Genomic DNA, 9,938 nt, shown 5'->3' with positions numbered 1-9,938 from the left:
CTAGGTACCAGGTCTCAGCCCACTCCTTGTCTTCAAGAACCCAAACTTTGTAGTCACAATTCTTGTTAAATGGTTTTTTGTCACTGCTGATGTCTACCCACTGTGAGCGACCGTGTTTATCTGCAAGCACTGAACCCGAGCCGAATACTAGAACGCAAACAAGTAAAAAAGAAGATACAAAATTTTGGTACATAGGAAATTCTCCGCTGTTTTCATAATGAAGATTTGTAGAAAGTGAAGGTATTAGATAATCTTAGTTCAACAAGTACGAATGTTGAAGTAGATGAAGAGATTTAGTCACTTGATGATAGAGGCGATGCATAAATGTCAAAGAGACTAGTGTTGATATAAATATTCACTCAGGTTTAAAACAGTGGGTTGGGAAAATAAGGTTTTCCTTCCTATACTAATTAGTTCCGGCTTGCTCCATTAGTATGCTTTGAGTTTATCAAGCTTCGCTATTGCCGTTGTTCAAGTAATTTATAAAGCCTCAAATTAAGCAGGTAAGGTGTAGAATATGAATGGAAAATCCTTATCTTTCTTAGGTTTAACTGTTATAGCCATGCTGTCCTTTAATGCGCAAGCAAAAGTTTCTTCGGAGGCCGCAGCTGAATTAGGCGTATCTTTGACTCCTTTTGGCTCAGTTAAAGAAAGTAATCAATACAAAACAATTCCTGCTTGGGATGGTGGTATTACCGAGGTGCCAGATGGGTTTAAGGGCAACGGTTTTCCTCATGTCGACCCCTTCGCCGACGATGAAATTAAGTTCTCGATCGACCAGAGCAATTACAAAGACTACAAGAAAAAGCTGACTCCAGGTCAGTATAAAATGTTTGAGACTTACCCAGAGACTTTTAAAATAAACGTTTATCCTACTCATCGCTCACACTCCTTGCCAGAGTGGGTCAGCAAGAATACGCGTAAGAATGCCCTTACCTCAGAGCTTCTCGATAATGGCCAGGGCTTCGAAAATGCTTTTGGTGGCGTGCCATTTCCAATTTTGCATGGCAGCAGTGATGACAAGGCTTTACAGGTTATGTGGAACCATTTGACGCGCTGGAGAGGTGTTTTTCTCACCAAAAGTGCAACGGAAGTGGCGGTTCAGCGAAATGGTGCATTCACACCGATTACGAAGCAATACGAAATATTATTCAATTTCCATAAACCTAATGGGAGTTTTAAGAAGCTAAACAATATTCTTTTCTACTTTCTTGCGTTTAATAAAGCGCCCGCGCGTTTAGCGGGTGGCGCTTTGTTAGTGCACGAAACTCTTGATCAGATAAAAGAGGAGCGTCAGGTGTGGGATTATAGTTCTGGTCAGCGCAGAGTTAGGCGGGCACCGAACTTAGCTTACGATTCACCGATTGCATCATCAGATAACACACGAACTGCTGACGATACGGATATGTATAACGGTGCTCCCGATCGTTATAACTGGGAGTATGTTGGTTTGAAAGAATATTTTATCCCATATAATAATTATAAGGTTGACGCTGAAGGGGTGGAGTATGCAGACCTGGTTTTAGCGGGGCACCTCAACCCTGAGTATATTCGCTGGGAGTTGCATCGAGTACACGTGGTGAAAGCGAAACTAAAGAAGGGGGTTCGTCATGTCTATAAAGAACGAGTGTACTATGTTGATGAAGATAGCTGGGGTATCTCATTGGTTGATCAGTATGATAAGTATGATGAGCTATGGCGTGTGAGTATGGCGCTAATGAAAAACTATTATGAGCTTCCCGGTACAGCGGCGAGCGTGAATGTTTATCATGATTTACGATCGCAAAGATATAGTGCCAACGGTCTGTCTTCAGAAGAGAAGCGTGCGGTAGTTTTTGATGACGAAGCACCGAGTTCACGTCATTTCAAGCCGGCTTCACTGCGTCGTCGTGCTCGTTGAGTTCAATAAATAGATAGCTCTTTTTGAGGCGGCTCGACATTGCGCTTAGCTTTATAGTTATTTAGGTAACTATAAAGCTATAGCTTTCTGAATATCAGGGTGAACACGACACCTGTTTCATCTTTACGGTTTCTGACCTTGAGCGTTGCTCGATGGTGATCGGCAATGATTCTGGCGACATGAAGCCCAAGCCCAAGATGTACTTCACCACCCTCCGAACGTGTAGAAGTCATTGGCGCAAAGAGTTCATTCATTTTTCCTTCGGTAATCGTTGGCCCATCATTCTCGACCTCAATCAAGGTTTCTAAGTCGTTATCGATCAAGCGAAGGCATACCTTGCCGTCATCTGAACAAAAACCAAAGGCGTTATCCAGAAGTTTATCGAGTAGTTGTTCGAGCCTAGAGCTTTCCGCCATCACCCACACCACTTTATTGGGTTGTTCGGTTCGTAGGCCCTCCCAGGATGAGCAGTAATCTTCTAAAAACTCGCTTAGGTTCAGGCTTGCTAAATGTTCATTTTGCAATGCATTTTCAAGGCTAGCCGCTTCAGTGAGCTGTTGTGAGATCTTGCTTATTTGATCAACCCCGGCATCGAGTTTTTTAACATAAGTATTATCTTTTAGTTCAGGCCTGTCATCGATTAGGTTCTCTAGCGAGGTTCTGAGCTTGTTAAGTGGGTTGGAAATCTCGTGGCGAAGTGTTTGTGGCATGCGTTCTAAAAACTGCGTATAGGATTGTTGCTGCTTAAGCAAGCTGCTGATGCTGCGTGACAAGTCCCCCAATTCATCGGGTGCTGTTTTACTAGAGATATTGTCAGTGCTGATGATTCGGCCTTGCCCGTCAATAGCATTGTGGGCACTGTGGCTTAATTTGGTGATGCGTTGGGCCAGAATGAGGGCATAGATAAACATCAGTGCGATGATCAGGGCAATGATAGCGCCGGTTTTAATTGCAATAGCTTGTAGTCTGGTTTTGTGTTGTTCAAGTACATGGCTGGCAGCTTCATCGATGACGACTAGGCCTATGGCTTTATTATCCTTAATGATTGGGTAACAGGTCGTTATTCTGGAGTCCGGAGCGTCGCCTTTCATATGCTGGTATTGCTGAACGCTACCCTTCAAGGCATTGTTTAGGCAGTCTTGATCAAGTTCAAAGCCGCCTTTGTCTCTTGCTGCAAAGGCCCACTCGCGGCCCCGGCGGTCGTAGATGCCTAAATGCGCGTAGTTGGACTTCAGCTGGTCAATGACTCGCTGTAGCTCTCTTGCATGAAGTTCTAGAGGGTTAAATTGACCTGCCAACTCAGACGGTAGTGTCGAGATAATTGCCTTGGGACCAAGGGAGGGCTGCTGGTCGACATCGACAACTGCAATATGCAGTTCTGCTCCTTGGGTATCTAATTGGCTTAGGGGAAGGCGAAATTCAACAACATAGCCTGACTCAGAACGTCGCCAAAAGCCTTGAATGCCTGTCTGGTGACTTTCGATCTCAGTACTGGGTGCGATACCGTATTCCCATTCATGATTACTGAAGTAACTCGCTAAGGGGCCTTCATGTTCAGCAGGAAGAATGATGCGTTCAATATGGCCTTCTGGTGCGCGATAACTTAAGCGAATATGATCACTATAATCGAGCCGAAGGTGGTTGCGGCGATAACTGACTAGTTCGTCAGTGACGGCGATAGCTGCGTAAAGGTAATGCTGGGTTTGAGCCAGTTGTAAGGTAAAAGCCGCTTCAGGAGAATCTGTCGTATTGGTTTGTCTATAGCGCTTATCATAGGCAAGGCGAGATGATTCAACCAGCTTTTCTGGCCAATCACTTAGCTCGCCATCCAGTCGCAATGATGTCTGTAAAACCGGTGCTGCCAAGGCGTGCTTATGGAGCTCACTGCTTTCGTTCGCTGCAAGCAGGGTGGGAATATCTTTTTGAGTGGCGAGTAAATTGGTAGCGATGGCTTTGGCTTCAATCTCTTGAATATGGGCCTGAGTACTCAAACTTGCTTCTTTGATCTGTTGCCAATAATTATAAGCAACGAGTGGAATGGCTAACATAGCCAAACTGAGCACCGCGACTTGAGCTTTTATTCCGAAGCCAGGCATTAGCTTTGTTCCCAGCGATAGCCGAAGCCCGGTTTGTTGCGAATATGCTTAAACTCAACCTTTGTTGCATTAAACTTTTTGCGGATATTTTTAATATGGCTGTTAATGGTACCGTTAGTAACGAGGCGCTGCATGGTGCTTTCTGCCAAAGCTTGGTAATCAATACCTTCTGAGCCAGCTTGATAAATTGCATAAAACAGACGGAACTCTGTTAGCGTTAAAGGAATAGATTGCCCATGCCAGGATACATAAGACTTTTCTTCATCAATCGATAGTTCAGAGCTTGAGCTGGAGGTTGAAGGCTCAATGGTTTCTATGCGCGCTTGGTGAATGCGCTGTAGGCTTTTAATTCGTTCAGCTAGCAGTGCTAACGAAATTGGCTTGGTTTGATAGTCCCAAGCGCCAAGGCGCAAACCGAACACCTGGTCAATTTCATCAGAACGCTCACTTAGGAATATAACGGGTAGTTTACTCCCGCCATCAATCAGGCGTCGGCAGATGGTAAAACCTCCATCTTCATCTTCGCCCAGTACCACATCGAGTAATACCATATCGGGTGGATTATTCTTTATACCGTTTAAGGCATCCTCAACATTGTCGTAGCAGCTTGTGCTAAAGCCTTTGCGCTTCAATGAGTCGGCGTAATTTTGTTGCTGGTCGATATCATCTTCAACGATCGCAATGTGGTAGGACATTCTGCAGCTTTCCTAAAGGGCTTATAGATAAAACCAGAGTGCTTACTATAACGCAGAATGGATGATTTTTACGCCACGAAGTGACGATCTCCATAACTTCTCCATGACAGCCCTGCTTTATCCAGAGAGTCAAAGCGAAGCTAAGCTTTCTCTCCTTTACTCGCCTTTTTCTTCCAGAGCGCTTCATAAGCTCTCCATTACCTAAATACGGCAAATTGTTTCAATAGTCTCATCGATACGGCAAGCACTCAGGTGCCAGATATCGTTTCTTAAATAGATTAAGTGGAGATCACTATGAAGCAAATAATGAATAAATCGAAAATCGCCAGCCTGGTATTGCTCGCTAGTATGAGTTCAGCACCTTTTGCTAATGAGCTGGCAGTACAAACGAGTGCAGAAAGTAATGAGTCAACCTATTGGGGGCTGGGCATTGGCTCTGTCTTAGGCGGCATTATTGCAGGCCCTCCGGGTATTGCTATAGGTGCTAGCTTGGGTGGTGCTTTTGGTTGGGGGCAAGATCAGCACGAGGCGCTTGAAGAGGCTCAGGAACAGTTGCACGAACAAGCGAACTTAGTGACGTCTAGCTCCAATGACTTGAACACAGAGATGGAAAAGCTAAGAGCAACCAGGGCTAAGTTAGGTGAGCTAAAGCGTCGCCATCACCATCAAACTGAAAAATTAAATGACTTACAAGCTGAGTTGGCGAGCAAGGTTCAAACCTTGGAACAGAGCGATTTGTCGAATCTTTTGAGTGCCTATACCCAAGAGATCTACTTTGAAAAAGGCCAAGCGCGTGTCCCCTCATATGTTAGCGATCGTATTTCCAGTATGGCGGAGTTCTTACAGCGCTATCCTCATCTACAGATAACTTTGACAGGCTTTAGCGACCAAAGTGGCCCGGCGATATTCAATCAAGAACTATCCCAAGCTAGGGCACAAGGCGTGAAAGATGCCTTGCTCGCACAAGGTATTTCGGCAGAGCGTATTGTGATTAAGTCAGTCGGTGAAAGCATGGCTCACGTGGCTGAAGGTGATGAGGGCAATGCAATTTTAGATCGTCGAGTAGCTATCGAGTTCAGCCAAAATATTTCTCAAGAAATGATTTCAACAAAAGAGGAGCCAATAGAACCTTCGCAAGTGATTGAAAGTACGTCGCTTGCAGAATTAAGTCAGTGAAAGTTCTTATTTGAATGCAGCTAAACGCCATGGCGACATTATATGTCGCTAGGGCGTGAATAATGTTTTTGATCAACGGACTTTACTTAGTTGGAGGTCATATGCGAGCTCTAGAGAATAAACACTATCTCGATAATTCATGCTCTATTTTTAGAACCCGAGGCTGGCGTAGCGTGGCAGAAGTTTGTGCTTTGAGTTTTGTTTTTTATCTTTGGATGTTATCCCAGAGTGTCTTGGCGTCTGAGCATGACGCTAGCAAAAGCTACAGCTCTTTATGGTTGAGCCCTATAGAAGGGCAAGAGGCAGAAGCGCTAACAGAGCAAGAACAAGAGGATTTCTCGGCTCTGCAGCTGAGGACTCATGTCAGTATTCAGGTCGTGGGGCCGATATCTCGAGTGAGCGTTAAACAAGAATTTTATAACCCCAGTGATTTATGGGTGGAAGGCGAATATAGCTATCCCTTACCCGAGACCGCTGCAGTTGACCAACTAAGATTGCATATTGGTGACAGAGTGGTCGAAGGACAGGTTCAGGAAAAAAAGCAGGCAGCTAAAACCTTTGCCAAGGCTCGCAAAGAGGGAAAAAAGGCCAGCCTCTTATCGCATCGTCGAAGTAATCGATTTCGAACTCAGCTCACTAATATCGGGCCAAATGAAAGTGTCACGGTAGAGTTCGAGTATCAACAATGGCTAGATTATAAAGCTGGGCAATACGATTTACGCTTCCCCATGGTTTCAACACCTACATATACACCGACAGTCGAGGAGGGCAGTCGCGCTAGTCTGCAAAAGGACTTTGTCTTCCCAGAAAATCACTATCGACGCTTGGCAGAGAAAGCAGGCAACCCGCTAAGTATTAGGCTGGATATCGATGCTGGCATTCCTATCAATGCGCCTGAGAGTAATAGTCATCAAGTGAGTATTAACAAGCTTGATTCAAGCCGCTACCAAATTGAGCTTACAGGGGAGGCAGAGCTTTCCAATCGAGACTTTCTGCTCAGCTGGCAACCAGAGGCCGCATCGCAACCCACTGTGACGGTGATGCACGAGCCGAGTTCTGATGGCCATGATGAAGACCAGTATGGCTTATTGATGGTGATGCCGCCCCAGGAGAAATTCGCTGAGGATGACTCTCAAGATCGAAATCTGGTTTTGGTGCTGGATGTTTCGGGTAGTATGCAGGGTGCTTCGATACAACAGGCTAAAGTGGCCTTGTTAAAAGCGCTCGACCAGTTAGAAGAAGATGACTTCTTTAACCTGATCTGGTTTAACAATCGTGCTATGTCTTTGTTTCCTATCAGTCAGCAAGCTTCTGCTCGTAACTTATCAATCGCAAGACACAAAGTGAATCAGCTCAATGCGAATGGTGGTACTAACATGCTACCAGCCTTGAATATCGCGCTTCAAAGTTCTGAGGAATCTCTGTCAGCACTTCGGCAAGTTGTCTTTATCACCGACGGTGCTGTCAGTAACGAAGCGGAACTGTTTACCATGATCCGGCAAGAGCTTGGCCATAGTCGTTTGTTTACGGTGGGTATAGGGTCTGCCCCGAACAGCTACTTTATGCGCAAGGCAGCACAGGCCGGTCGTGGTTCTTTTACTTACATTTCTCAGCCAGAGAGTGTTGAAGAAAGGATAAGCGAGTTATTTACTCGCCTGGCAGCACCGGCCCTAAGTGATGTGTCGATAGACTTCCAGGGTTATGAGGTCGAGATGCTTCCGAGCCCCTTACCCGATGTCTACGCAGGTGAGCCTTTGTATGCAGCATTTAGAGCAGAGCATATGCCTGAATATGCGACGCTGTCAGGGAAAATCGCCGGACGCGATGTCTATATGCGGCTATCGCTACAGAGGCAGTTTTTAGAGGCTGATATAGCGGATGGTAGACAAAAAGGTATCGCCATCGAGTGGGCGCGAAGAAAGATTGAGCATTTACTAACGCTCTATCGTGAGTCTGAACCTGAGCATAAAGCACTCGTGCAGAAAGAGATGACTGACTTGGCACTTGAGCATCGTCTGGTGAGTAAGTTTACCAGTCTGGTTGCTGTGGATGTTACTCCACAAAGGTCAGGTGTGGCGATGGAACATCAAAAGATTCCCGCTAATCTTCCAGAAGGCTGGGCACAGGGCAAGCTTGCGGGACTTAACAGGGCGCAAACGCTACGACTCGCGCAGACCTCTAGTGGTCTTTGGTTTCAGCTTTATGTCGGCTTGGTGGCGCTTTTGTTGGTGACGGTGTTGTTATATCTATCGAAAGGCATGACTAAGCGAAAAGGGAAGGCGCTATGCTAAAGAAATCTTTACTGTTTGTATTGCTAATCGCCCTATCGCTCACGGCAATTGTTCAGCTTGGTGGTGGTGCCAAAATAGCGGCTAAAGCCTGGTTAAGTCAGTATTTGATCGAACAGGCTTGGTCGCGAACTTTGCTAGGCGAAGAGCGAGTTCGCCCCTGGCCCTGGGCTGACACCTGGCCGGTTGCAGAGCTAAGTGTGCCCAGCCTTGGTGTTCAACAAGTCGTACTTCATGGTGATAGCGGGCGAGTATTAGCGTTTGGGCCGGGTATGAATGATTATGTCGATGGTGGCCTGGGTTTAGATTTTAGTATTTTGAGTGGCCATCGAGACACCCATTTCAGGTTTTTAAAAGATCTGAAGTTAAATGATGTGTTTGTGATTACAACTGCAGATGGCAAGCGCAGTGACTATCAAATTATTAATACGGAGGTGGTTAACCAGAATTGGTTACTCCCGGAATTGGAGCCATCGGTTGAGAATTTGATGATACTCGCGACTTGCTACCCGTTTGATACCTTAACAGCCGGGGCTGAAGAGCGGTTTTTAGTTTTTGCGATACCGCTTAAGAATAGGCCCGTTAGCTAGTGCCTCAAACGAATGGGAGCTTACTCCTTATCTTTGGATGTACACTCCGCCAAGCTGGCATCCATCTTACAGCGGATCTTTCTAAACAAGGTGAGGGCTTTGCGGTTATAAACGCCTTCTTCTCGTAGCGCAATGCGGCTTTTTCTAAAGAACTCGTTCCATTTGTCTTTGGTTTCTTGGGAAATATTGATCCAGTAATTTTTAAGAATGGTTTGCTCGCTTTCTACAATTTTTTTAATTTGAGCCGGGTACTTATTTGTCATCAGGTCACGAGATTTCTGACCAAAGCCCTCAGGTACTTTTTTCCAGCGAAGGATCAGTTGCATGGTTATTTGTAGCTTTGGCCAATTAATGATGCCTCCATTCGGCGCGAGGCCTTTGTAGATCTCCATTGGTTCATATGCCAGGGCAGGTGCTCCGGTGACATCGACGGCGCGGTTGTTAAATTTTTGCAGGGCATTACGAATGCCAGATGCGACGGGTGTCATACCTATTCGAGTTGCGATATGTGCGGTTTCCGGGGCGTTATCGAGCACGGTAATACGCTTTCCTGACAGGTCTTTCGGGGCATGAATGTTCTTATCATTTACAAATAAGAATACAGCGCCAATGGGCGCAATACCGACGATTTCGTAATCCCCTTTGCGCATAATCTTTGCACCTCTCGGGCTGCTTATCGATTTAATAGCCATGCCTAGATGTTCATAGGTTGGCAGCGCGCCTAAAGCGTTTAGAGAGCCGGTAAAATCATTGTATTCACGTGCCCGAATGCCTGGCAGGTTGAGCATGTCGCATACGCCATTTTTGAATTCTTCTGAGGCGACCCGGTCATCGGTATAGAGCTTGAATGAAAGGTCAACACCCCAGCGAACCGCGTCAATCTTGTACTCTTTCATTTCTTTATGGATGGGGCCATCGTTGCCGACGAAGTCAAACACGCACATCGTTAGTGGTTTCAATTCATTGCTTTGCGTGACGGTCGCAAGGAATGTTGATGAGAGTAATAATACGAAGGAAAGCGGTGCATGGAAATAGCGCATAGAGCTCTAGCCTCTGTCGTTGTTATTTTACTACTGACTATCTTGCTTATAACTACTTTGTTTATAGCTGTTTTTTAATAACTATGAGCGTATCAGGCTTGCTAGAGGCGAGCCTTGCTTTAGATCAATTGAGCTTTATTGAGTGGACTGAAG

At 45.7% G+C, this 9,938-nt stretch carries 8 protein-coding genes; 4 read left to right on the top strand and 4 right to left on the bottom strand.

Annotation, left to right across the window (positions count from 1 at the left end; translation table 11 throughout):
- Window positions 1–193, bottom strand: a 193-nt coding sequence (locus tag A3766_RS08895) for a hypothetical protein (protein ID WP_156508802.1), incomplete at its 3' end; no start/stop codon positions are given.
- Between the two features lie 324 nt (window positions 194–517).
- Between A3766_RS08895 and A3766_RS08890 the strand changes: the two genes are divergently transcribed.
- Complete coding sequence (locus A3766_RS08890; protein ID WP_068506933.1) at window positions 518–1,900, top strand: DUF1329 domain-containing protein; 1,383 nt, start codon at window positions 518–520, stop codon at window positions 1,898–1,900.
- Window positions 1,901–1,977: 77 nt separating this feature from the next.
- On the opposite strand, the gene A3766_RS08885 is transcribed toward A3766_RS08890, so the two are convergent.
- Window positions 1,978–3,996, bottom strand: a complete 2,019-nt coding sequence (locus A3766_RS08885) for an ATP-binding protein (protein WP_068506932.1) — start codon at window positions 3,994–3,996, stop codon at window positions 1,978–1,980.
- Window positions 3,996–4,691, bottom strand: coding sequence for a response regulator transcription factor (locus tag A3766_RS08880; RefSeq protein WP_068506930.1), 696 nt, complete (start codon window positions 4,689–4,691; stop codon window positions 3,996–3,998). The genes A3766_RS08885 and A3766_RS08880 overlap by 1 nt, the downstream gene beginning before the upstream one ends.
- A 294-nt stretch (window positions 4,692–4,985) precedes the next feature.
- Between A3766_RS08880 and A3766_RS08875 the strand changes: the two genes are divergently transcribed.
- The 3 genes from A3766_RS08875 (at window position 4,986) to A3766_RS08865 (ending at window position 8,745) form a co-directional block, all read left to right on the top strand.
- Window positions 4,986–5,867 (top strand): OmpA family protein, encoded by an 882-nt coding sequence (locus A3766_RS08875; RefSeq protein ID WP_068506928.1) that lies wholly within the window; start codon window positions 4,986–4,988, stop codon window positions 5,865–5,867.
- A 173-nt stretch (window positions 5,868–6,040) separates the two neighbouring features.
- Entirely contained in the window at window positions 6,041–8,158 is a 2,118-nt protein-coding gene (locus A3766_RS08870; RefSeq protein ID WP_197479456.1) for a marine proteobacterial sortase target protein, read from the top strand.
- The gene (locus A3766_RS08865; protein ID WP_068506924.1) at window positions 8,152–8,745 is read left to right on the top strand and encodes a class GN sortase; all 594 of its coding nucleotides are present in this window, start codon (window positions 8,152–8,154) and stop codon (window positions 8,743–8,745) included. Before A3766_RS08870 ends, A3766_RS08865 begins: the two co-directional genes overlap by 7 nt.
- Before the next feature lie 20 nt (window positions 8,746–8,765).
- Here the strand turns inward: A3766_RS08865 and A3766_RS08860 are convergent, their stop codons facing one another.
- On the bottom strand, window positions 8,766–9,785 hold the full coding sequence (locus tag A3766_RS08860; protein WP_068506922.1) for a putative solute-binding protein: 1,020 nt from the start codon (window positions 9,783–9,785) through the stop codon (window positions 8,766–8,768).
- Between the last annotated feature and the right edge of the window lie 153 nt (window positions 9,786–9,938).

It is taken from the genome of Oleiphilus sp. HI0132 (genome assembly GCF_001635845.1).
This window is presented reverse-complemented; position numbering and strand designations above follow the sequence as displayed.